General features: G+C 73.4%; 21 protein-coding genes. 12 read left to right on the top strand and 9 right to left on the bottom strand.

All coding sequences use genetic code 11. The features are described from left to right. The first annotated feature begins 58 nt into the window (after positions 1-58). Positions 59-484: an Hsp20/alpha crystallin family protein gene (locus tag ACQP0N_RS16795; RefSeq protein WP_433121665.1), complete on the top strand. Its 426-nt coding sequence runs from the start codon at positions 59-61 to the stop codon at positions 482-484. On the opposite strand, the gene ACQP0N_RS16790 is transcribed toward ACQP0N_RS16795, so the two are convergent. After that, a complete protein-coding gene (locus ACQP0N_RS16790; RefSeq protein WP_433111266.1) occupies positions 474-1,574 on the bottom strand; it encodes a helix-turn-helix transcriptional regulator in 1,101 nt (366 codons plus the stop codon). The two genes, ACQP0N_RS16795 and ACQP0N_RS16790, sit on opposite strands and share 11 nt — an antisense overlap. A 96-nt stretch (positions 1,575-1,670) precedes the next feature. Between ACQP0N_RS16790 and ACQP0N_RS16785 the strand changes: the two genes are divergently transcribed. Beyond that, on the top strand, positions 1,671-2,669 hold the full coding sequence (locus ACQP0N_RS16785) for a tyrosine-type recombinase/integrase (RefSeq protein WP_433111263.1): 999 nt from the start codon (positions 1,671-1,673) through the stop codon (positions 2,667-2,669). A gap of 30 nt (positions 2,670-2,699) precedes the next feature. After that, entirely contained in the window at positions 2,700-3,545 is an 846-nt protein-coding gene (locus tag ACQP0N_RS16780) for an LLM class flavin-dependent oxidoreductase (RefSeq protein ID WP_355051079.1), read from the top strand. A gap of 10 nt (positions 3,546-3,555) precedes the next feature. Here ACQP0N_RS16780 and ACQP0N_RS16775 read toward each other — a convergent pair whose 3' ends face one another. Together ACQP0N_RS16775 and ACQP0N_RS16770 are read right to left on the bottom strand one after the other, a co-directional pair. Further along, positions 3,556-3,924, bottom strand: a complete 369-nt coding sequence (locus tag ACQP0N_RS16775; RefSeq protein WP_433111259.1) for a VOC family protein — start codon at positions 3,922-3,924, stop codon at positions 3,556-3,558. A gap of 95 nt (positions 3,925-4,019) precedes the next feature. After that, positions 4,020-5,723 carry an acyl-CoA dehydrogenase family protein gene (locus ACQP0N_RS16770; protein WP_433111256.1) on the bottom strand — a complete coding sequence of 568 codons (1,704 nt, stop codon included), beginning with the start codon at positions 5,721-5,723 and terminating at the stop codon, positions 4,020-4,022. Between the two features lie 125 nt (positions 5,724-5,848). Here ACQP0N_RS16770 and ACQP0N_RS16765 point away from each other — a divergent pair, with 125 nt between their 5' ends. The 4 genes from ACQP0N_RS16765 (at position 5,849) to ACQP0N_RS16750 (ending at position 10,724) form a co-directional block, all read left to right on the top strand. Beyond that, positions 5,849-6,307, top strand: a complete 459-nt coding sequence (locus ACQP0N_RS16765; RefSeq protein ID WP_396798114.1) for an Rv0361 family membrane protein — start codon at positions 5,849-5,851, stop codon at positions 6,305-6,307. Between the two features lie 49 nt (positions 6,308-6,356). Then, positions 6,357-7,493, top strand: a complete 1,137-nt coding sequence (locus tag ACQP0N_RS16760; RefSeq protein ID WP_433111252.1) for a low temperature requirement protein A — start codon at positions 6,357-6,359, stop codon at positions 7,491-7,493. A 127-nt stretch (positions 7,494-7,620) separates the two neighbouring features. Further along, a complete protein-coding gene (locus ACQP0N_RS16755; RefSeq protein ID WP_433111249.1) occupies positions 7,621-8,568 on the top strand; it encodes a hypothetical protein in 948 nt (315 codons plus the stop codon). A gap of 20 nt (positions 8,569-8,588) precedes the next feature. Beyond that, positions 8,589-10,724: a BTAD domain-containing putative transcriptional regulator gene (locus tag ACQP0N_RS16750; protein ID WP_433111246.1), complete on the top strand. Its 2,136-nt coding sequence runs from the start codon at positions 8,589-8,591 to the stop codon at positions 10,722-10,724. Here the strand turns inward: ACQP0N_RS16750 and ACQP0N_RS16745 are convergent. Beyond that, positions 10,712-11,248: a calcium-binding protein gene (locus ACQP0N_RS16745; protein ID WP_433111243.1), complete on the bottom strand. Its 537-nt coding sequence runs from the start codon at positions 11,246-11,248 to the stop codon at positions 10,712-10,714. The two genes, ACQP0N_RS16750 and ACQP0N_RS16745, sit on opposite strands and share 13 nt — an antisense overlap. A gap of 198 nt (positions 11,249-11,446) precedes the next feature. Here ACQP0N_RS16745 and ACQP0N_RS16740 point away from each other — a divergent pair, with 198 nt between their 5' ends. Continuing rightward, positions 11,447-12,295 (top strand): hypothetical protein, encoded by an 849-nt coding sequence (locus tag ACQP0N_RS16740; protein ID WP_433111240.1) that lies wholly within the window; start codon positions 11,447-11,449, stop codon positions 12,293-12,295. A 52-nt stretch (positions 12,296-12,347) separates the two neighbouring features. Here the strand turns inward: ACQP0N_RS16740 and ACQP0N_RS16735 are convergent, their stop codons facing one another. The 5 genes from ACQP0N_RS16735 to ACQP0N_RS16715 all read right to left on the bottom strand — a co-directional run bounded on the left by ACQP0N_RS16735 (position 12,348) and on the right by ACQP0N_RS16715 (position 17,198). Continuing rightward, positions 12,348-13,064, bottom strand: coding sequence for a thymidine kinase (locus tag ACQP0N_RS16735; protein ID WP_433111237.1), 717 nt, complete (start codon positions 13,062-13,064; stop codon positions 12,348-12,350). Between the two features lie 56 nt (positions 13,065-13,120). After that, positions 13,121-14,512, bottom strand: a complete 1,392-nt coding sequence (locus tag ACQP0N_RS16730; RefSeq protein WP_433111234.1) for an MFS transporter — start codon at positions 14,510-14,512, stop codon at positions 13,121-13,123. Positions 14,513-14,533: 21 nt separating this feature from the next. Beyond that, entirely contained in the window at positions 14,534-15,301 is a 768-nt protein-coding gene (locus tag ACQP0N_RS16725) for a glycerophosphodiester phosphodiesterase (protein WP_433111231.1), read from the bottom strand. 183 nt (positions 15,302-15,484) lie between these two features. After that, positions 15,485-16,060, bottom strand: a complete 576-nt coding sequence (locus tag ACQP0N_RS16720) for a hypothetical protein (RefSeq protein ID WP_433111228.1) — start codon at positions 16,058-16,060, stop codon at positions 15,485-15,487. Between the two features lie 367 nt (positions 16,061-16,427). Beyond that, positions 16,428-17,198 (bottom strand): lysophospholipid acyltransferase family protein, encoded by a 771-nt coding sequence (locus tag ACQP0N_RS16715; protein ID WP_433111225.1) that lies wholly within the window; start codon positions 17,196-17,198, stop codon positions 16,428-16,430. A 164-nt stretch (positions 17,199-17,362) separates the two neighbouring features. Here ACQP0N_RS16715 and ACQP0N_RS16710 point away from each other — a divergent pair, with 164 nt between their 5' ends. The 4 genes from ACQP0N_RS16710 to ACQP0N_RS16695 all read left to right on the top strand — a co-directional run bounded on the left by ACQP0N_RS16710 (position 17,363) and on the right by ACQP0N_RS16695 (position 21,098). After that, positions 17,363-18,775 (top strand): cytochrome ubiquinol oxidase subunit I, encoded by a 1,413-nt coding sequence (locus ACQP0N_RS16710; RefSeq protein ID WP_433111222.1) that lies wholly within the window; start codon positions 17,363-17,365, stop codon positions 18,773-18,775. 14 nt (positions 18,776-18,789) lie between these two features. Then, entirely contained in the window at positions 18,790-19,788 is a 999-nt protein-coding gene (gene cydB, locus ACQP0N_RS16705) for a cytochrome d ubiquinol oxidase subunit II (RefSeq protein WP_433111219.1), read from the top strand. Positions 19,789-19,920: 132 nt separating this feature from the next. Beyond that, positions 19,921-20,364, top strand: a complete 444-nt coding sequence (locus ACQP0N_RS16700) for a GNAT family N-acetyltransferase (protein ID WP_433111216.1) — start codon at positions 19,921-19,923, stop codon at positions 20,362-20,364. Then, entirely contained in the window at positions 20,286-21,098 is an 813-nt protein-coding gene (locus ACQP0N_RS16695) for a GNAT family N-acetyltransferase (RefSeq protein ID WP_433111213.1), read from the top strand. The genes ACQP0N_RS16700 and ACQP0N_RS16695 overlap by 79 nt, the downstream gene beginning before the upstream one ends. Positions 21,099-21,143 lie beyond the last annotated feature (45 nt).

The raw sequence follows: 21,143 nt of genomic DNA, 5'->3' as shown, positions 1-21,143 counted from the left end.
GTTGAGTCACCTCGACTCAACCATCACCTTCGGCCAGGAGAACCGAGGAGGCATGACCATGTTGATGCGCACCGACCCGTTCCGCGAGGTGGACCGGCTCGCCGAGCAGTTCTTCGGTACGACAGCCCGTCCGGCGACGATGCAGCTCGACGCCTACCGCGACGGAGACTTCTTCTACGCCGCGTTCGACCTGCCCGGCGTCGACCCCGACACCATCGACTGCACCGTCGAGCGCAACGTCCTCACCGTCCGCGCCGAGCGCCGCCGACCCTCCGGGGACGGGATCGAGCTGGTCGCCGCCGAACGTCCGATGGGCACCTTCACCCGGCGGCTTTTCCTCGGTGACACCCTCGACACCGACAAGCTGGAGGCGGGCTACGAGCACGGGGTGCTGACGCTGCGCATCCCCGTCGCCGAGCGGGCCAAGCCCCGCCGGGTCACCATCACCGCAAACGGCAACGGCCGCCGGCAGATCAACGCCTGAAAACCGCCTCGATGGCCGGCGCCCGCCCCGGGGTGCCGGCCATCGGCGCGTCGCCGGCCTTCGGCTCCCGGGCAGGCGCGTCGCCGGCCTTCGGCCCTCGGGGGAGCGCGTCGCCGGACGGTGGGTAGAGGGCGGCGAGGGCGTGGGCGGTGCTGGCGACCAGCTCGCGTAAGTCGGTCGGGGTCAGCACCTCCACCTCCGCGCCGAGCTTGAGTATCTCGACACAGCCGTGGCGGACCGACTCGATCGGCACTGTCGTCGTGACCCAGCCGGCCGCGTCCGGCGCACCGGCGTTCTCCTGCGCCGCGCGGCTCATCGCCGGCGGAAACAGGTACGTCGTCCGCGCCAGCGCCGCCACGGTCATCCGTACCCGCGCCTCGGCCCGGTAGACGCTCCGCTCGTAGCGGGTGGCCAGTTCCTGCCAGCTCTCGGCGAGGTCGAAGCCGGCCGGCCGTTCGGCGGACTCGTCAAGCACGGCCAGGTCGATGATCGCCGCCACCCGATAGGTCCGCACCTGTCCCGACGCCGCGGCGACCAGGTACCAGCGGCCGGCCTTGAGCACCACGCCGAACGGATCGAGGGTGCGCGTCACCTCCCGAGGCGCCTTCCACCGCCGGTAGCGCACCCGCACCCGGCGGTCCTCCCACACGGCTGCGGCCAGTGCGGCCAGGTGTGGTGTGGGCTCGGGTTCGCGGAACCAACTCGGCGCGTCGAGGTGGAACCGCTGCCGGAGCCGGGCGCCCCGGTCGGCGAGGTCCGCCGGCAGCGCGGCGCGCAGCTTCAGCTCCGCCGTGGCCAGCACCGAACCCAGGCCCAGCTCGGCCGCCGGGCCGGGCATCCCCGCCAGGAACAGTGCCTCGGCCTCGCCGGCGGTCAGGCCGGTGAGCCGGGTGCGGTAGCCGTCGAGGAGGCGGTAACCACCGGCCGGGCCCCGCTCGGCGTACACCGGCACGCCGGCGGCCGCCAGCGACTCCACGTCGCGGTACACCGTACGCACCGACACCTCCAGGGCATCGGCCAGCTCGCCGGCGGTCATCCGCCCCCGGGCCTGCAGGAGCAGCAGCAGGGAGACCAGCCGGCTGGCACGCACGATGCGACCGTAGCCCACCCCGGTGTCGCCGCCGCGAGGGCCGGCCCTCGGCGCGCCTGCGTGGCAATCCCATCCGCTGCTGAGAACCTTTTTCACATGGTGTTCTCCGACGCGCCCGTGCTCTCCCGCCCCACCGCCCGACCGGCCCTGCCGAGCGCGCCGATGGACGTCACCGAGGCGTGGCTGCGCAACCGTCGGCTCTCCGAGCACACCCGCGACGCGTACCGGCGCGACGTCGCCGCGTTCCTCGGCTGGTGCGCCGAGCACGACCTGGATCCGCTGCGCGCCACGTTCCTGCACGTCAACGAGTACGCCCGCGCGTTGGAGTCCACCCTCGTGGCCCGCAGCGGCCGACCGTTGACCCCGGCGACCGTCGCACGTCGGTTGTCCGCCCTGTCGAGCTGGTACGACTTCCTCGTCAAGCTCGGTGGCGTACCCGCCAACCCGGTCTCCGGCGCGGACCGGCCCCGCGTCGACCGCGACCACTCCGCCACCATCGGCCTCACCCCCGAGGAGGTGGACGCCCTGCTCGCCGCCGCCGACGCCGAGAACGGCCCGACGGCGGCGCGCAGCCGGGCCGCTGTCGCGCTGCTGGCCGACCTGGGCCTGCGGGTCGGCGAACTGGTCTCGCTGGACCTGACCGACCTCGGCGCCGAACGCGGGCACCGCAGCGTGCGCTTCGTCGGCAAGGGCGGCAAACAGCGCCGCCGCGCCCTCACCCCGGGCACCGCGTACGCCGTCGACGCGTACCTGGCCCAGCGGGCCGCCGCCGAAGGCGTGCCGGTGACGCAGCTCAGCGGGCCGCTGCTGGTCACCGCCAGCGGCGCACGACTCGACCGGCACTCCGTGTTCCGGATGGTCCGCCGCCTCGCCCGGGCCGCCGGCATCCCGGCCTGGGCGCGACTGTCGCCGCACTCGCTGCGGCACGCGTTCGCCACCACCGCCCGGTCCGAGGGCGTTCCCCTCGAAGACGTGCAGGACGCCATGGGGCACGCCGACCCGCGCACCACCCGCCGCTACGACCGGGACCGGCACAACCTCGACCGCGACCCGGCGTACGCGGTGTGGGCCGCCCGGTCGCGCCGTCGCGCCTGAGGGTCGTACCCCTGCCCTACGGTCGGCGAGATGAGACACGGCCTGGAGATTCCCTGCGGCGGCGACGACATCGCCGTCGCCACCCTCGTCGAGTTGGGCGAGCTGGCCGAGCGCGCCGGATGGGACGGGGTGTTCCTGGAGGACTACGTCATCCACTACCGCGGCGACGACCCGTCCACCTACGACCCGTGGCTGGTGCTCGCGGCGATCGCCGGGCGCACCGAGCGGGTGCGCCTCGGCACCACGGTCACCGCCCTGCCGCGACGCCGTCCGGCGAAGTTGGCCCGCGAGGTGCTGACCCTCGACCACCTCAGCGCCGGTCGGGCCACGGTGGCCGTCGGCGTCGGCGACCCCGGCGACCGGGGCCTGGCCGCGTTTGGCGAGCCGACCGAGGTGTCCGTGCGCGCCGCGATGCTCGACGAGGGTCTGGACCTGCTGACCGGCCTGCTCAGCGGTGAGCGTGTCGAGCACCGGGGCACCCACTACCGCGCCGACGACGTGGCGCTGCGCCCACCGCCGGTGCAGTCACCCCGGGTGCCGGTCTGGGTCGGTGGCAGCACCCAGGCCGGGGCGGTGCGTCGGCGCGCGGCCCGGGCCGACGGCATCGTGCCGTACAAGCTGACCGACACCGACGGCTGGGCCGACTTCACCCCCGACGAGGTCCACGAGCTGGTCGAGGCGCTGCCGGCGACCCGGGCCGACGGTCAGCCGTTCGACGTGGCGATCGGCGGGCGGCGTCGCCGCCCGGACGAACGCGCCGAGCGGGCCTACCGCCGTGAGCTGGCCGCCGCGGGCGCGACCTGGTGGCTGGAGTACGTCCCGGTCGGCGACCCGGCGGCGATGCGCGACGCGGTGGCCCGCGGCCCGCTGCGCTGAGCACCGCGCGTCAGCCCTGCGGTCGGCGGCAGAGGCAGAACGGCTGCCCGATCGGGTCGAGCAGCACCACCCACGTCTCGCCGGGCTGGAACTCCGGCTTCGACGCGCCCGCCGCCACGAACTCCTTCTCGGCAACGGCCAGATCGTCGACGTAGAGGTCGAGGTGGTACCGCTTCTGCCCGGTCGAATCCGGCCAGGCCGGCGGTTCGTAGCCCTCGACGAGGCCGAATCCGATGGACACGCCGCCGTTGCGGATCATGGCGTACTCGGCTTGGCTGTGGGTGATCTCCCAGCCCAACGCCCGGTGGTAGAAGGCGGCGTGCGCGGCAGGGTCGGAGCTGTCCAGGTTGACCATCGCGAGGTCGGCGGTTGTCGTCATGCGTGCAGTCTGCGCCGGTGCACCTGCCAACTCCTGTCAGGTACGTCGACTTTTCTCGACGCCGGCGGCCGTCACCCCCGCTCCCGTCGACCCGCTCAGCAGAGCAGGTCCAGGTGGTGGTGGGCGTCCCCGGCGATGTCCTCGTGCCGCAGCCACCGCCGCGCCCACAGCCGGGCCGCCAGCTCCGCCTGCTCGTCACCCCAGGCGGCGTGCTCCACGAGCAGCGCGGCGGTCAGCGCGTACGCCAGACGCAGCGCCAGCGCACGGGCACCGGCGATGACCGTCGCCGCGCCCGGGTCGGCCGTCACCATGGCGATGGTGTCGCGGAGCTGCCCGGCGACGCCGGCGAGGGTGTCGGCCAGCGCGGGCGACAGCGGTCGGGCCAGGTCGACGGCGGCCGTCAGGCGGCTCAGCAGCGGCGTCCCGGCGTCCTCCCGGGTCAACGCGCGCAGCACGTCCAGGGACAGCACGTTTGTGGTGCCCTCCCAGATCGGCAGCACCTGCGCGTCGCGCAGCAGCCGGGGCACTCCGGTGTCCTCCACGTAGCCGGCGCCGCCGAAGCTCTCCACGTACTCGCTGGCCGAGCTGACGGCGAGCCGGCCGGTGGCGAGCTTGGCCAGCGGCGCGACGATGCGCAGCTCCGCGACCGCCTCCGGGTCGGCGCCGACCTCCACCCGCCCGAGCAGCGCGAACGCGTGTCCGGCCAGGGCGAACGCGCCCGCCGCGTCGACCGCGAGGGTGCCCAGCGTGGCGCGGTGCAGCGGCGAGGACGACAGCGGGCCACCCGCGACGTGCCGCGCGTCGGCGAACGCGCGGGCGTACGCGAGCCCTCGTCGCATCCCGCCGGCAGCGGCGGCGGCGTTGTGCACCCGGGTCACCACGACCAGCGTCATGGCCCGGACCAGGCCGGGCACCGTCGGGTCGCCCAGCGGCACCGCGTACGCGTCGCGCATCCCGATCTCGGCGGTCGGCAGCGCCCGGGTGCCGAGCTTGTCCTTGAGCCGGTGTACGACGACACCGGGAGCGGGCGCGTCCGGTGTCGCGCCGGTGGCCAGCGGCGAGTCGGCCGCGTAGCGGGGTACGAGGAACGGAGCGAGCACTCGGCTGCCCCGCCCGGCGCCCTCGGGACGGGCCAGCGCCACCGCCATCGCCGCGTCCGCCGCGGAGCAGAACCACTTCTCCCCGGTCAGCCGCCACGAACCGTCCGCCGCCGGCCGGCCGATCGTGCTCGACCGGCCCAGGTCCGAGCCGCCCTGCGACTCGGTCATCCACTGCCCACTGGTGATCGCGGTGTCCGGATCGGTGGAGGTCAACCGGGGCAGCCAGGCGTCGCGGACACCCGCGTCGACGTCGGGCAGGCTGAGCAGCGCCGCCGCGCCGTCGGCCATTGCCACCGGGCAGGAGAACGTGGCCGACTCCGGCCCGTACAGGTGCAGCAGCGCATGCTGCACGACCCGCGCGGCGGCGCCCCAGGTGCCCCGCGCGTTGGGCAGGTAGGGCAGCGCCACCACCGCGTGCCGGGCGGCGGCGGCCCGCTGCGCCTGCCAGCCGGCGGACACCTCGATGCGGTCGACGCGGGCGCCCCACGGGTCGTAGCGGACCAGCGTCGGCGGGTGCGCCTCGGCGTCGGCGTGCGCCGCGCGCAGCGGCCCGGTCACGTCGGCGGCCAGGTCGGCCAGGCGGCCCTTCGCGGCGGCGTGACCGGCCGCGCCGAGGTGACGCTCCAGCCAGGACCGCAGCAGGGCGTCACCGGCGTACGGGTCGGCAGGGGGTGGTACCGGCTGCACGAAGCGGCTCATCGATCGGCTCCCTGGCGCTACGGGGGTGTGCGCCGACGGTAGACGATGCGTCGCCGCGCCGAAAGAAGGCCCAGTTTCCAGCTTGCCGTGCCTCACCGCGACGACGTTCTCTACGGTCGGTAGTCGTGGGTGCCGGCCAGTCGTGGAGCCGACCGGCCCGGCGGCGCCGCCCGATGCGTGCCGGGCTGGCCTTCGCCGGGTTCGGCATGGCGCTGTGCTGCGTCGGAGTCGCCGGACTGGGAGCATGGAACCTACAGACCGTGCGGCAGGCCGCCGGCCCGATCCGGGAGACCGCCGACGGGTTCCTCAGCGAGGTGTCCCTCGGTGACAGCGACCGTGCGTACGAGCGGCTGTGCGCCGACGCCCGTACCCGCTGGAGCGCGATCGGGTTCACCAGTTGGGTGCGGACCCCGCCCATGGTGACCGACTACGAGATCACCGATGTGTCGGTGTCCACCAAGGGTGGGCGTCCGCGCGGCACGGTGACCGTGAAGGTGACCCGCGCCGGCGGCATCAGCGAGGAACGTCGCCTGCCGGTGGTCCGCGAGGGCGGCGACTGGCGGGTGTGCGGTGACCCCTTCTGACCCACCCGTCGCCGCGGTGCGTCCACAGCTGTTGCGACCGCGTCAGGGCGTGCAGCCGACCACGTCGACGGAACTCTTCTTCGACCTGGTCTTCATCTTCAGCATCACCCAGTTGTCCCACTACCTGATCGCCCACCCGCACTGGCGAGGCGCCGCCCGGACGGCGCTGCTGCTGGCGCTGGTCTGGTTCGTCTGGGTCTACACCACCTGGCTGACCAACTGGTTGCAACCGGACCAGGGGCCGGTACGCGCCGTGCTGCTCGGGGTGGCGCTGGGCAGCCTGTCGTTGTCGGCGGCGATCCCGCAGGCGTTCGCCGGGACCGGCCTGCTCTTCGCCGTGGTCTACGTGGCCGTACAGGTGGGCCGGACCCTGTTCGCGTTGTGGGCGGTGCGGGGCAGCCCCTGGCTGGTCGCCGGGTTCCAACAGTCGCTGCCGTGGATCAGCGGGACGTCGGTGCTCGTCGTGCTCGGCGGCCTGGCCGGCGGGGTCGCCCGGGAGGCGTTGTGGGCGGCGGTGGTCGTACTCGAGGTGGTCGGCCTGCTGATCGGCTACCCGCTGCCGGGGCGGGGCCGCAGCCGCCCCGAGCGGTGGATGGTCGAGGGTGGGCATCTGGCCGAACGGTGCGCGGCGTTCGTCCTGATCGCGTTGGGTGAGTCGATCCTGGTCACCGGGAGCACCCTCACCTCGCACGTGGACCTGGAGGCGTCGGGGGCGTTCCTGCTGGCGTTCGCCGGTTCGGTGGCCCTGTGGTGGGTGTACTTCGCCCGGTCGGCCCCGGCCGCGACCGAGGTGATCGCGGGGGCGGGCGAGCGCACCGGCGCGTTGAGCCGGGTCGCGTTCAACTACCTGCACCCGGTGATCGTCGCCGGGGTCATCGTCGCCTCCGCCGGCGACGAGGTGTTGCTGCGGCAGCCCGGAGAGCCCGCCACCCCGGTCGCCGCGCTGTTCACCCTGGGTGGTCCGGCGTTGTTCCTCGCCGGGCACGCCGCCTACAAGGCGTTGCTGTGGCGCCGCCTGCCGACCAGCCGGATCACCGCCGTGCTGGTGCTGCTGGCGTTCGTGCCGGTCTGCGTGGGGCTGGAAGCGCCCGTCGCGGTGTGCGCCGCGCTGGCGTTGGCGGTGACCGTCGCCGTCATCGTGGCCGACCGGTCGCGGGCCCGGTCCGCCGCCCGAGAGCCGTCCTGACCCCGGCCGGCGGCACTGCGTCGGTTCTCGGACAACGCCACCGTGGGCGGACCGCACGATGGTTAGCGTGGGCTCACCGGCCCTCCGGGTGGCGTTCCTCGGTGCTCGGCCGGGCGGAGGCGACGTGATGGCAACCGACCGGCGGACCCGAGCACAGCGGTGGCTGCTGCTGGTGGCCGCCGCCGGTTACGGCAAGAGCACCGCCCTCGAGGCCATCGGCGGGGACGGTCCGACGGCCTGTCACCGGGCGGCGGATCTGATCGACGCGCTGTCGCACCCGACCGGCCCGTCGGACGCGGACCCGCCGGCCCGGATCGCCGTGGACGAGGTGTCCGCGCTCACCGGGGACGAGCAACTGGCCCTGGTACGGCTGTTGGGCGCGCTGCCGGGTCAGCCGGCGGTGACGCTGGCCGCTCGACACCCACTCGCCGACGCGGCCCGCAGCGCCTGTGTCGGAACCGTGGTGCACCGAGGACCGGAGACCCTCGCCCTCGGTCGGGACCAGGTCGCCCGGATCCTGCGCGACGAACACGCGGTCCCCGACAGTGACCTGGCCTACCTGGTCTACGAGCTGACCGCCGGCTGGCCAGCGTGGGTACACCTCGCCGGTGACGCGCTCGGCCGCCAGGGCGTCGGCCGGCGGGAGCTGCTCGCGGCCCTGACCGAACCCGGCACCGCCGGCGGGCAGTTCGCCCGCGACGAGATCCTCACCGACCTGCCCGCGCGGGTGGCGCGTCTGCTCGGCGGCATCCATCGTCTCGACCCGATCACCGCGCCGTTGTGCGTGGCCATCGACGCCGACGCGCCCGCCGACGCCACCGAGCGGGCGCTGCGGTGGGCGACCCGCACCGGGTTGCTGGTGGCTCACCCCCGCCGACGGTCCGACCCCACCGCCTCGACGGTGCGGCTGGTACCTGTGCTCGCGGCGGTGCTGGCCCAACAGGAAGGCCGACCGGACACCTCGGGCCGGCGCCGGTTGTCCGCCGCCGCCGACTGGTACCTCGCCCACGCGTACCCCTCGCCGCCGCCCGAGCCCTGCGCCACGCGAACGACACCGCCCGGTGCGCGGCGCTGATCGTCAGCCACGGCGCGGAGATGCTCGCCAGCGGTGGGGCGGCCGACGTCACCGACCTGATCAGCGCGCTGCCGCCGGCCGGGCAGCACCCCGACCTGCAACTGATCCTCGGCGACGCGCTGCGGATGTCCGGCTCGGTGACCTGGGCGTCGCGCGTCTTCGCCCCGCTGCTGACCCAGGCGGACCACGACCGTCGGTGGCCGGCGCGGCTGCTCTGGCGGGCCGCGATGGTGCCGTACCTGCGGACCGACTACGCCGGCGCGCTCGCGGTGCTCGACCGGGCGGACGCGGCCCCGACGCCCGCCCCACCGGGCCCCGACGACGTCCTGCTGCTGGCCTGCCGCGCCAGCACCCTCGCCCAGCTCGGTCGGGTCGACGACGCGGTCACCACCGGGGCCCGCGCGCTCGTCGCCGCCCAGCGGGTGAACGAGGACGCCCCGTTGGCGGCGGCGCACATCGCGGCCGCGCTCACCTCGTCCGGCACCCGCCGTGACGGGCACCTCGCCGAGGCCCTCGCCGCGGCCGAACGTGCGGGCGACCTGGTCCAGCAGGCGCGGGTCCTGGTCAACCAGGCGCACTGCCTGCTGCGGGAGGCCCGGTACCCGTCGGCGCTGGCCACCGCGGTACGGGCGGTCCGCGCGGCGGAACTCGCCGGACCGCCGGGAGTGCTGGTGACCGCTCTGCACAACGCGGGTGAGGCGCTGGTCCGGCTGGGCCGCTACGACGAGGCGACCCTGCACTTCACCCGGTCCAAACTGGTCTCGCAACGGTTGGGGCTCAACCGGGCCGCCGCCGGGGTGTACGGGTTGGCCGAGGTCAGTCGCCGTCTCGGCCGACGGGAGGAGGCGTTGGCGGCCTTCGCCGAGGCCGCCGAGCTGGCCCGTGACGTGGGGGACCTGCAGGTACGCATCCCGGCGCTGGCCGGCCTGGCCCGGCTGCGCTGCGAGGGCGCCGCCGCCGACCTCGACGGCGCCCGTGCCGCCGCCAACGAGGCACACCGGCTGGCGCCGACGTTCCTGCTCTCCTGCGCGCTGGCCGCGACGGGCTGGGTGGCGTACGCCGAAGGTGACCTGGAGGTGGCCCGGCGGCGGGCGGCCGAAGCGGTACGGGCGGCCCGGACCGGGCGGCAGGCCGACGCGTTGGCCGAGGCGTTGGAACTCACCGCCGCGGTCGCCGTCGACCCGGCCGCGAGTCGCGACGCCCTGGTGGAGGCCGGCGCGATCTGGCGGGCGGCGGGCGCGGATCCGGCCGCCGAACAGACAGTGGTCCTGCTGGGCCGGGTTCCGGGCGCCGACGCCGCGCAGCGCTCGGCGGCGCGGGCCTCGGCCAACCGGTTGCTGGCGCTCGGGGTCGAGACGGTCGACGGCCGGCAGTTGTCCGAGCTGTCCGTCGACGGTGGGACCGTCGAGGTGCGGGTGCTCGGCCGGTTCGAGGTCATCGTCGGCGGGCGGGAGGTCCCGCTGCCGGCGTGGCGGTCGCGGCAGGCCCGCACGCTGCTGAAGATCCTCGTCGCCCGGCGTGGACGCGCCGTGGGACGGGCCGAGCTGTGCGAACTGCTGTGGCCCGACGACGAGCCCCGGCGCACCGCGCACCGCCTGTCGGTGTTGCTGTCCGCCGTGCGTGCCGTGCTCGACCCGCCCCGGCGGTGGCCCGTCGACCGGTACGTGCGCGCCGACCTGACGGGCGTACGCGTCGACCTGACCCGGGTGGTCGTCGACGCGGAGACCCTCCTGGCCGACGTGCCCCGGGCCGAGCGGCTCGCCCGCGAGGGTGAGCCGGCGCAGGCCCGCGCGGTGCTCGCCGACGTGGACGCCGCCTACCGGGGGGACGCGTTCACCGACGAGCCCTACGAGGACTGGGCCGACGGGCTGCGCGAACAGGCCCGCTCGATGTGGTTGCGGGCGCTGCGGGAACTGGCCCGGCAGTACCGGCGCGACGGCGACTCCGACCGGGCCGCGACCACCCTGGTCCGGCTGCTCGACGCCGACTGCTACGACGAGTGGGCGCACCGGGCGCTGGTCGCGACGCTCGTCGGGGCCGGCCGGCACGGGGAGGCCCGGCGGGCGTTCGACAGGTGGGTCGGGGCGATGCGTGCGATCGACGCACCGCCCCCGCACCCGGATGTGCTGCGCGCCAGGGCCGGTCAGCAGGGGTAAAGGTTCTCGTTGCCCGCGTCGGTGGCCACGTACGAGTAGAAGATCACGCTGGCGTCGGGGTTGTCGTCCTGGGCGCAGGTGTCCGTCCCGCCCCCGCCGGCGAGGATGTCGCCGTTGGTGGCACTGCCCCAGACGATGACGCCGGCCTTGCCGATCAGCAGGTCCGCGCCGTGCGCCCCGTTGAGATGGTCGTTGCCGTCGAGACCGGCCAGCACGTCGTCGTTCGGACCGCCGACGAGGGTGTCACCGCAGCCCTCACCGAACAGGATGTCGTTGCCGGCGCCGCCGTAGATCGTGTCGACGCCACCGCCGCCGTAGATGGTGTCGTTGCCGCCGAGCCCGTGGATCTCGTCGGGACCGGCGCCGCCGTAGATGACGTCGTCGCCCTCGGTGCCCATGATCGGGTCGCCGTCGGTGGAGGCGCACGGGTTCGCGTCCGGGTTGGCGTACGCCGTGCCACCGCCGACGCCGATCAGAGCGCCGCTGACCAGGAGGGCGGCCAGCGCCGCCGCTCGGATACGCATGATGGGACCTCCCGTTCGTGGACCCCGTCCGGAGTCCGGTGACGCCACGGTGACGTCGCCGGCAGGGTCGCAGCCGCCCGTCATCGTGGCGTCAGTACGCCGTCCGCGTCCGCGCCGCTGACCGGCCCCTGACGAGGGTGCGGAGTCTGGTCGCAACGCCGTCGTCGACCGTCGACGAGGCAGTGCGGAGGGAATCCAATGAACCGGAAACTGGCTGGTCTGGCAGTGCTGACCAGCGTGGCGGCGGCCACGACGCTGCTCGCGCCGAGCACAGCGGCGCAGGCGTCGGTCGGCCTGTACCGGGTCGCCGCGACAAGCGTCCTGGACGCGACGAACGCCAAGACGATGACCATCTCGTGCAACGGCGTCGACCAGGTGGTCGGCGCGGGTGGGCGGATCAACGACGGTCAGGGTGACGTCCTGATGACCCGGGTCTACGCCGACGCGACCCTGCGGACGGTGACGGTGTTCGGGGTGGAGGCCAACGCCACGAACGTGCCCTGGTCGGTGGACGCGTTCGCGGTCTGCGCCCCGGCCGGGGCGGTGTCCGGCCTGCAACTGGTCACCACCACGTCGGCGAACAACGCGCTGGACAAGGTGGGGATCACCGCCGTGTGCCCGCCGGGCAAGAAGACCTTCGGCGGTGGGTACCGGATCGACAACGCCAACGCCGCGGTGGCGATCGACGAACTGGCGTTCACCTCGGCGCTCGGTTCGGTGTCGAGCACCGCGTACGTGTTCGGCGCTCCGGGCAACTTCACGTTGCAGACCCAGGCGTTCTGCGCCACCGCGCTGCCGGCGATGGCGTTGACGGAGGCGACGAGCGTGTTCAACGCGAACGCGCCGAAGTCCGTGACGACGCCGGCCTGCCCGGCGGGATCGCAGACCGCCGGGGTCGGCGCGGTGCTGACCGGGCTCTCCGGGGCCGGCTCGGTGGCGACGCTGGTGCCCCGGCCGGCACTGGACACCGCCGAGGCGACCGGACGGGAGATCGTCGCGTTCGCCACGCCGTGGAACATCAGGGCGCAGCAGGTCTGCGTGGGCTGACCCACCCGTACCACGGCCGGCCGTCCCCAGCACGGGGCGGCCGGCCACCGCGTCAGTCGCGGGGGCCGAGGTCGCCGCTGCGGTAGTGCCGCCGGCAGAGCACCTGGTAGCGCACGTCGGCGGTGTCCACGGTGTCGCCGATGACGACCTGTTCGCCCTCGCGGACCACCCGATCGTCGACGACCCGCGCGTTGAGCAGCCCCTCCCGACCGCACCAGCACAGCACCTCGACCTGGATGCGGGCCACCTCGTCGGCCAACTCGAACAGGCGCTGCGCGGCGGGGAACAGGCAGGACCGGAAGTCGGTGGCGAGGCCGAACGCGAACACGTCCACGTCGTAGCTGTCCACCAACTCGGCCATCTGCTCGACGTGCTCGACGGTGTAGAAGCAGGCCTCGTCGCAGATCAGGTAGTCGACGCGTACCCCGTCGGCCCAGCGGCCGCGCACCAGCGCCCGCAGGTCCAGGTCGTCGGTGACCTCGATGGCCTCGTGGGCCAGGCCGATGCGGGTGGTGACCTGTGGACCCAGCGACCGGTCGATGCGGGTGGTGACCAGGCCCCGGCGGCCCTGCCGGGCGTGGTTGTAGTTCATCTGCAACGCCATCGTGGACTTACCGCAGTCCATCGGCCCCCAGAAGAACTTCAACGCCGCGGCGTGCACCGGCCGCCCGTCGAGCCCACGCGCGGCCGCGCAGGCGGCGGGAGCGTGCGGCTGGCCGGGGAACGGGTGGGCCAGGCAGATCGGGGTGGCAGCGGCGTCGTCGGTCACGGTCGGGCAGCCTAGCCGATCGACCGGCCCGGATCTGTCAGGTGCGTCGCACGTGCTCAGAGCACCCGTGGTGGGGTGTTGCCGGCCGCGATGATGGCCCGGCGCATCGGCACCGCCAACAGCAGCAGGAACCCGACCACGAAGAAGCCCACCAGTGAGACCAGGCCCACGCGGTAGGAGGCGGTGAGTTGGAACACGATGCCGAACGCGAGCGGGCCGAGCCAGCTCGTGCCCCGGTCGCTGATCTCGTAGAAGCCGTAGTACTCGCCCTCCTTGCCGGCGGGGATGAGCTGGCTGAACAGGGACCGGCTCAGCGCCTGACTGCCGCCCAGGACCAGGCCGATGCAGGCGCCGAGCGCCATGAACGGCAGCGGCGCCTCGGCGGGCAGCCAGAACACGCCGAGGATCACACCGGTCCAGAGCACCAGGCTGATCAGCACCGTCTTTTGCGCGCCGATGCGCCGGGCCAGCGCGCCGAGGAGCAGGGCGCCTCCGAAGGCGAGGAACTGCACCAGCAGGATCGTGACGATCAGGGTGCTCTGCTCCAGCCGCAGCTCCTCGGTGCCGTACTGGCTGGCCATCGTGATGACGGTCTGGATGCCGTCGTTGAAGACCAGGAACGCGAGCAGGAAGAACAACGTCAGCGGGTACGCCCGGATCTCGCGCAGGGTCTGCCCGAGCTGCCGGAACCCGTCGGTGAGCACGTTGCCCCGCGCGGCCACGGCCGCCGTCACGGGACGGTCGCGCAGCCAGCGCAGCGGCACCAGGGTGAACGCCGCCCACCACACGCCGGCGGACACGATCGACCAGCGCGCCAGATCCAGGGTGCGCTGCGGGTTGTCGTCCTCGCTGAGCAGGGAGACCGTGGCCAGGTTCACCGCCAGCAGCAGGCCACCGCCGAGGTAGCCCAGCGCCCAGCCACGACTGGAGATGCCGTCGCGCTCGTCCGGGCCGCCGAGCTGCGGCAGGAACGAGTTGTAGACCACGATCGCGGCGCCGAAGGAGATGTTGGCGACCAGGAACAACGCGCCGCCGAGCAGGTACCGGTCGCCGGTGACGAAGGCCATCGCGATGGTCGCCCCGGCGCCGGTGAAGGCGGCCCCGCCGAGCAGGCGCTTCTTGTGCGCCGACCGGTCGGCGATCGCCCCGATGACCGGCAGCGCGAACACGGTAAGAAACACCGACAACGAGATCAGGTACGGGTAGTACGACCCGGCCGCGACCCGGATGCCCAGCGGGTGCACGTACCCGTCGCAGCTGTCGGCGCCCAGCTCACAGCCGGCGGCCGTCTCGGCGATGGTGGTCAGGAACGGGCCGAGGAACACGGTGATCACCGTGGACTGGAACGCGGAGTTCGCCCAGTCGTAGATGTACCAGCCTCGGCGCTCGCGGGGGGTGCTCGCCGGAGGCGGGGTGTCGGTCACCGTGGGGGTCACGGTCTCGGCCATCGGGGGTTCCTTCGGTGCTTTTCAGGCGGTCCAGTGGCCGCGGCTGCGGTAGACGTCGCGCAGCACGCCGACGTGATCGGTCATGATGCCATCCACGCCACGATCCAGTAAGTCGTGCATCTGGTCCGCGTCGTCGATCGTCCAGACGTGCACCTGAAGGCCGAGCCGGTGGCAGTAGTCGACGAACCGGCGGTCCACCACCGGCACCCGCCCGTAGCGGGGCGGCACCTGCGCGGCGACCACCGACGGGGGCAGCCGCAGCGGCCGGCCGTGCAGCGAGGCCAGTCGCAGCCGGGCGACTCCCCGCATGCCGAGGCTGGTGGCGACGCGCCCCTGGGTAAGCGCCCGCAGCCGGGTCAGTCGGGCGTCGCTGAACGAGGCGAGCAGCACCCGGTCGGCCGCGCCGACCCGGGTCAGGGTGGCGACCGTCGGCGCGACGCCGCCGTCGGCCTTCACGTCGATGTTGAAGCGGACCTGCGGCCACGCGTCCAGGACCTCGTCGAGCCGGGGTACGACGGCGGCGCCGCCGACGCGTACCGAGGCGAGGTCGGCCCAGCTCAGGTCGGCGATGCGCCCCGCCTCACCGGTGACCCGCGCGAGCGTCGGGTCGTGGAAGATCACCGGGACGCCGTCGGCGGTGGCGTGCACGTCGGTCTCCACGTACCGGTAACCGAGCCCGACGGCCCGGGCGAACGCCGCGGTGGTGTTCTCGTCGCCCTCGGCGGCGCCGCCGCGGTGGGCGAACGCCAACGGCGCGGGCGCGTCGAGGTAGGCGGATCCGTTGAGCACGCGACGCAGTATGCACGCGGCCGGTGGAGCGTAGGTGGCCTGCCGGCGACATTCGTCCGCCCGCGCCGGGTGCTCCCGGCCCGGGCCCCTGGCGGCTCGGTCAGGCGGTGGGCGCGGACGGTGTGGTGACGCCGTGGGCCCTGGCGCTTCCGTCACCCCCGTGGGACGCAAGCGCCAGGGGGCTCACGGACGGGCGCTGTCGGAGCGCACCACGTACCCACCGGCGAGGATCGGGTACCGAGGGCGCGCGGGCACCTCGGGGGGCAGTTCCGTCTCGGGATCGATGCAACCGGTGGGTGGCGGTTCGGTCCCGTTCTGTGCCTGGGCGTCGACGATCACGTCGGGCTGGCGTCCGCCGTCGATGATTTTCACGTAGTAGCCGTGGTTGCGGACCGGATCGACGCCGTCGGGCACGATGGCCGTGAACACCGCGACGTCTCCGACCACCCGCAGGCAGGTGACGTCGGCCCGTCCCCGCGCGACCTCGGTGCCGTCCGGCAGCGCGTGCCGGTAACGGAACTCGCCACGCGTCGACCCGTCGACGGTCGTGACCGCCGCGACACCGAACCAGATCCGGTGCCCCTGCGTGTTCGGCTCGTCGTACACGAAATGCCCCACCCCGGCGACCATGGCGGCGGCTCTCGGCGGCGACGTGCCGGTCGGCGCGGCGGGTCGCGCCCACGCCGTCGACGACCCCGCCGCGACCAGCGCGACCGTTGCCGCTGCTGCCGCCGTCACCACCGGTGTGAACCTGACCATCGGTACCCCCTCGCGCGTTGACTGACGAGTCCAGCCTCGCCGCCCACCGACCGCCCCTCCTCCCCACGCCGAGCCAACCGCCTCCCCTTCCCGGGGGAGCCCGCAACGCTCGGTGTCTCGCCCCCCGCAATCCGCGCCGATCTTGCACTTCCTGTTGTCGTTCTGCGTGCGATGCGCGTTATCTCCCAACAGAAAGCGCAAGATCGCCAGGGCTGGGCTGGGGCTGGGCTGGGGCCTGTCGCCGTGCGGTCGGGGTGACGCCGATCTTGCAGTTTGTGTTGTGGTTATCGGCGGGATGCGTGTTATGTCGCCGCAGAAAGTGCAAGATCGGCGGGTGCTGGGGTGCTGGGGTGCTGGGGTGCTGGGGTTAGGGGTTGGGGGTGCGGCGGTGGGTGCGGGTCGTGTCGGTGGGGCGGCCGGGGTCGAGGTGGCGGGGGCCGTCGGGTTCGTCGGGGCGTAGGGGAGCGAGGGTGTCGGTGAGGGCGTCGATGATGCGGTTGGTGGCTCGGCGGGCCGCCCCGGGGGTGGTGGCGTTTGACTCGCCGAGGTCGACGGGTGTGCCGAAGTGCACCCGGATCACCGGGCGACGCCACAGGGCGCGGGCGATGCCGGGCAGCATTCCCCGGGGCGCCGCGTAGGGCAGCACCTCATGCGCGCCCCACTGGGCGACCGGGATGACGGGAGCGCCGCAGGCCAGCGCGAGCCGGGCGACGCCGGTCTTGCCGCGCTCGGGCCACATGCCGGGGTCCAGGCCGATGCGTCCCTCGGGGTAGATGAGGATCACCGAGCCGGCCGCGACGGCCTCGGCCGCGTCGTCGAGCGCCTGGTGGACGGCGCTGGTGCCCCGGTCGACCCGGATGTGCCCGACGTGGCGCATGGCGGCACCGAGCACGGGTGCCCGGAACAGTCCGGCGGTCGCCATGATCCGTGGGGCGATGCCCCGCTCCCGGCAGGCGGCGATCATGACCAGGGGGTCGAAGGGGCTGATGTGGTTGGCGGCCAGCACGAGCGGACCCCGGCGCAGGTGCGCGGGGACGTCGCCGGTGACCTCCAGGCGGGCGAGCAGGGCCACCAGGGCGCGGGCCAGCATGAGGGCGGCCCGCCAGAGCAGTGGTGGCTGCCAGGTCGTCGTGTCCATCAGCGCGCCATCCTCGCACGAGGCGGTGGGGCCGCGAGGGCGAGTGGCCGGAGTGATCAGGGTCATTGGTCCTGGGCCGGTTTGGGCCGCCCGGCCCTGCCCCTTTCTCTACGACGAGCAGTAGTATTTACTACGTCTCGTAGTACGCATAGTTGGGGGTCCAGGTGGACGCGTTGGACGTCGCCCGGTGGCAGTTCGGTGTCACGACCGTCTACCACTTCCTGTTCGTGCCACTGACCATCGGCCTGTCCGTGCTGGTGGCGATCCTGCAGACGATGTGGCACCGCACCGGCAACGAGCGCTACCTCAAGCTGACCAAGTTCTACGGCAAGCTGTTCCTGATCAACTTCGCGATGGGCGTGGTCACCGGCATCGTGCAGGAGTTCCAGTTCGGCATGAACTGGAGTGACTACTCCCGCTTCGTGGGCGACATCTTCGGCGCGCCCCTGGCCATCGAGGCGCTCGTGGCGTTCTTCCTCGAATCCACCTTCATCGGCCTGTGGATCTTCGGCTGGGACCGGCTGCCCAAGCGCGCGCACCTGGCCAGCATTTGGGCCGCCGCGATCGGCACGAACCTGTCCGCGTACTTCATCCTCGCGGCGAACTCGTTCATGCAGAACCCGGTGGGCTTCCGCATCAACCCGGACAGCGGACGCGCCGAGCTGACCGACTTCCCGGCCGTGCTGACCAACAAGGTCGCCCTGATCACCTTCCCGCACACCCTGGCCGGCTCGTTCCTGGTCGCTGGGTCGCTGATCGTGGCGGTCGGCCTGTGGCACGTCATCCGCAACCGGGACTCCGCCGACACCGGCGCGTACCGCTTCGCCACGAAGTTCGGCTCCTGGGTCGTCCTGGTCGCCTCCGCGGCCGTGCTGTTCACCGGCGACATCCAGGGCAAGATCATGACGGACGTGCAGCCGATGAAGATGGCCGCCGCCGAGGGTCTCTACACCACCGAGAGCCCCGCCTCGTTCTCCGTGCTCACCATCGGCAGCCTCGACGGCAGCCGCGAGGTGTTCGCCCTGAAGATCCCGTACCTGCTGTCGTACCTGGGCACCGGCGACCCCAACGGCACCGTGCACGGCATCAACGACCTCCAGGCCCAGTACGCCACCCAGTACGGCCCGGGCAGCTACACCCCGATCATCCCGGTCACCTACTGGAGCTTCCGCTTCATGGTCGGCTTCGGGTTGGCGGCCGGCGCGATCGCCCTGCTGGTGCTCTGGAGCCAGCGCAGGGGCCGCACCCCGCGCAGCAGGTGGCTGCTGCGCGCGGGGCTGGCCATGCCGGTGCTGCCGTTGCTGGCCAACTCGTTCGGCTGGATCTTCACCGAGATGGGCCGCCAGCCGTGGATCGTCTTCGGCGAGATGCTCACCCGCAACGGCGTGTCCCGCAGCGTCTCGCTGACCGAGGTACTCACCTCGTTCACCGCCTTCACGCTGATCTACGCCACCCTCGCCGTGATCGAGGTCAAGTTGCTGCTGCGCTACGCCAGGGCCGGCGTGCCCGACGTCAGCGAGCAACCTCCCACCGACGACACCGACGACGCCGAGCGCCCGCTCGCCTTCGCCTACTGATCCCGGAGCCCATCGTGGACCTGACCACCATCTGGTTTCTCCTCGTCGCCGTGCTGTTCACCGGGTACTTCATCCTGGAGGGCTTCGACTTCGGCGTCGGCATGCTGCTGCCCGTGCTCGGCCGCGACGACCGGGAACGCCGCGTCCTGATCAACACCATCGGCCCGGTCTGGGACGGCAACGAGGTGTGGCTGATCACCGCCGGCGGCGCGATGTTCGCCGCGTTCCCCGAGTGGTACGCCACCCTCTTCTCCGGCTTCTACCTGCCGCTGCTGCTGATCCTGCTGGCCCTGATCGCCCGCGGGGTGGCCTTCGAGTACCGGCACAAGCGCCCCGAGGCGTCCTGGAAGCGCCGCTGGGACGCGGCGATCGTGGTCGGCTCGCTGCTGCCGGCGATCCTGTGGGGCGTCGCCTTCGCCAACATCCTGCGCGGTGTGCCCCTGGACGCCGACCACGAGTACGTCGGTGGCCTCGTCGACCTGCTCAACCCGTACGCCCTGCTCGGTGGCGCGACCACGCTCGCGCTGTTCCTGACCCACGGCGCGGTGTTCCTGGCCCTGAAGACCGCCGGCGACATCCGGGAGCGCGCGGGCGCCCTGGCGGTGCGCCTCGGCGTCGGGGCCGCCGTGCTCGCGGTCGGCTTCCTGGCCTGGACGCTGAGCATCCGCTCCAGCGCGGCCGCCGTCGTGCTCGCCGTCGGCGCGGCCCTCGCCCTGCTCGGTGGCCTCGCCGCCGCCAAGGTACGCCGGGAGGGCTGGGCGTTCACGGGTACGGCCGTGGCGATCGGCCTGGCCGTGGCGACCCTGTTCGCGGCGCTGTTCCCGAACGTGCTGCCATCCACCCTCGACGCGGCCGGCACGCTGACGGCCACCAACGCCGCCTCCACCCCGTACACCCTGAAGATCATGACCTGGGTGGCGGTGATCTTCACTCCGGTGGTGCTGGCCTACCAGGCCTGGACGTACTGGGTGTTCCGCAAGCGCATCGGCGTGGCCAACATCCCCCAACACTGACCCCCCGCCGCGCCCGCACCGGCTGGGGCGTCGAGGGCGCTTCGTCACCCACCACGACTCCATGATCGACGGGCGTCCGGCCGGGGCGGTTATCGGCTGGTCGGTGTCGGGGTGGGCCGCTACGGTGTGCCGATGCGCGTTCGTGAACTCACCATCGACGACCTGGACGACGCCTGGGAGCTGGGCCGGTTCGCCTTCGGCTCCGATGCGCAGCGGTCCCCGCACACCACCGTCGAGGTGCCGGGCATGACCCGCTACGGCGCGTTCGACGACACCGGCCGGCTCGTCGGCAAGGCCGTCGACCTGCACCACGACCAGTGGTGGTCCGGGCGGGCCGTCGCTGCGGCCGACGTCGCCGGGGTGGCGGTCGCGCCCGAGGCGCGGGGCCGGGGAGTGGCCCGAGCCCTGCTCACCGCGCTGCTGGTCGGGGCCCGCGAGCGCGGCGCGGCGATCAGCGCGCTGTACCCGACCGTCGCCGCCCCCTACCGCGCCTGCGGGTGGAGGCCGCCGGTGTGCTGCGCACCGTCGACCTCGCGACCGCCGCGCTGCCCCGGCACCGGCCCGCGTCGCACCTGACCGTCCGCGCCGGCACCCCCGCCGACCTGGACGCCGTCGCCGCCCTCTACGAGCGGGTCACCCGCCACCGCAACGGCATGCTGACGCGCCGGGGCAAGCTGTTCGACTTCTTCGCCGCCGACGCCAAACTGCCCGGTGACGGGATCACGCTCGTCGAGGACGACGGCACCCTCGTCGGCTACGCCACCTGGCAACGCGGCCGGGGCTACGGCGCCGACTCGGTGCTCACCGTCGACGAGGCCCTGGCCACCACCGCCGACGCGGCCCGGGAACTCGTCGGCGTGCTCGGGAGCTGGGCCAGCGTCGCGCCGACCCTGCGGCTGTGCCCGCTCGACGGTGACGCCGTCAGCGTCCACCTGCCGTTGGAGGCGGCCCGGGACCACGAGCGGGACCTGTGGATGCACCGCCCGGTCGACGTCGTACGAGCGGTCGGCGAACGCGGCTGGCCCGCCCATGTCCGGGGCGTCGTCGACTTCCACCTCACCGACGCGCTCGCCGACTGGAACACCGGTACCTGGCGCTTCGCCGTCGCCGACGGCGAAGCCGAGCTGACCCGGGTCGACGGCGAGGCGGACCTGCGGCTGGACGGGCGCGGGTTCGCGCTGCTGTACGCGGGCGCGGCGGGTGCCCGCTCGGTGGCCCAGGCCGGCCTGCTGCACACCGTGGGCGTCGAGCCGGACGCCCTGGACCTGCTGGGCGCCGGCGGTCCGGCACAACTGCTCGACTACTTCTGATGGCCCCTTCGGGGACGGGTGGCAGTCCGGCGCGCCGGTAGGGTA

It is taken from the genome of Micromonospora sp. CA-246542, assembly GCF_050942905.1.
Taxonomy (GTDB): domain Bacteria; phylum Actinomycetota; class Actinomycetes; order Mycobacteriales; family Micromonosporaceae; genus Micromonospora.
This window is presented reverse-complemented; position numbering and strand designations above follow the sequence as displayed.

Coding starts and splice junctions, on each gene's coding strand:
- ACQP0N_RS16795 (WP_433121665.1), top strand. CDS start 59: ATGTTGATGCGCACCGACCCGTTCCGCGAGGTGGACCGGCTCGCCGAG.
- ACQP0N_RS16785 (WP_433111263.1), top strand. CDS start 1,671: ATGGTGTTCTCCGACGCGCCCGTGCTCTCCCGCCCCACCGCCCGACCG.
- ACQP0N_RS16780 (WP_355051079.1), top strand. CDS start 2,700: ATGAGACACGGCCTGGAGATTCCCTGCGGCGGCGACGACATCGCCGTC.
- ACQP0N_RS16775 (WP_433111259.1), bottom strand. CDS start 3,924: ATGACGACAACCGCCGACCTCGCGATGGTCAACCTGGACAGCTCCGAC.
- ACQP0N_RS16770 (WP_433111256.1), bottom strand. CDS start 5,723: ATGAGCCGCTTCGTGCAGCCGGTACCACCCCCTGCCGACCCGTACGCC.
- ACQP0N_RS16755 (WP_433111249.1), top strand. CDS start 7,621: ATGGCAACCGACCGGCGGACCCGAGCACAGCGGTGGCTGCTGCTGGTG.
- ACQP0N_RS16750 (WP_433111246.1), top strand. CDS start 8,589: ATGCTCGCCAGCGGTGGGGCGGCCGACGTCACCGACCTGATCAGCGCG.
- ACQP0N_RS16745 (WP_433111243.1), bottom strand. CDS start 11,248: ATGCGTATCCGAGCGGCGGCGCTGGCCGCCCTCCTGGTCAGCGGCGCT.
- ACQP0N_RS16740 (WP_433111240.1), top strand. CDS start 11,447: ATGAACCGGAAACTGGCTGGTCTGGCAGTGCTGACCAGCGTGGCGGCG.
- ACQP0N_RS16730 (WP_433111234.1), bottom strand. CDS start 14,512: ATGGCCGAGACCGTGACCCCCACGGTGACCGACACCCCGCCTCCGGCG.
- ACQP0N_RS16720 (WP_433111228.1), bottom strand. CDS start 16,060: ATGGTCAGGTTCACACCGGTGGTGACGGCGGCAGCAGCGGCAACGGTC.
- ACQP0N_RS16715 (WP_433111225.1), bottom strand. CDS start 17,198: ATGGACACGACGACCTGGCAGCCACCACTGCTCTGGCGGGCCGCCCTC.
- ACQP0N_RS16700 (WP_433111216.1), top strand. CDS start 19,921: ATGCGCGTTCGTGAACTCACCATCGACGACCTGGACGACGCCTGGGAG.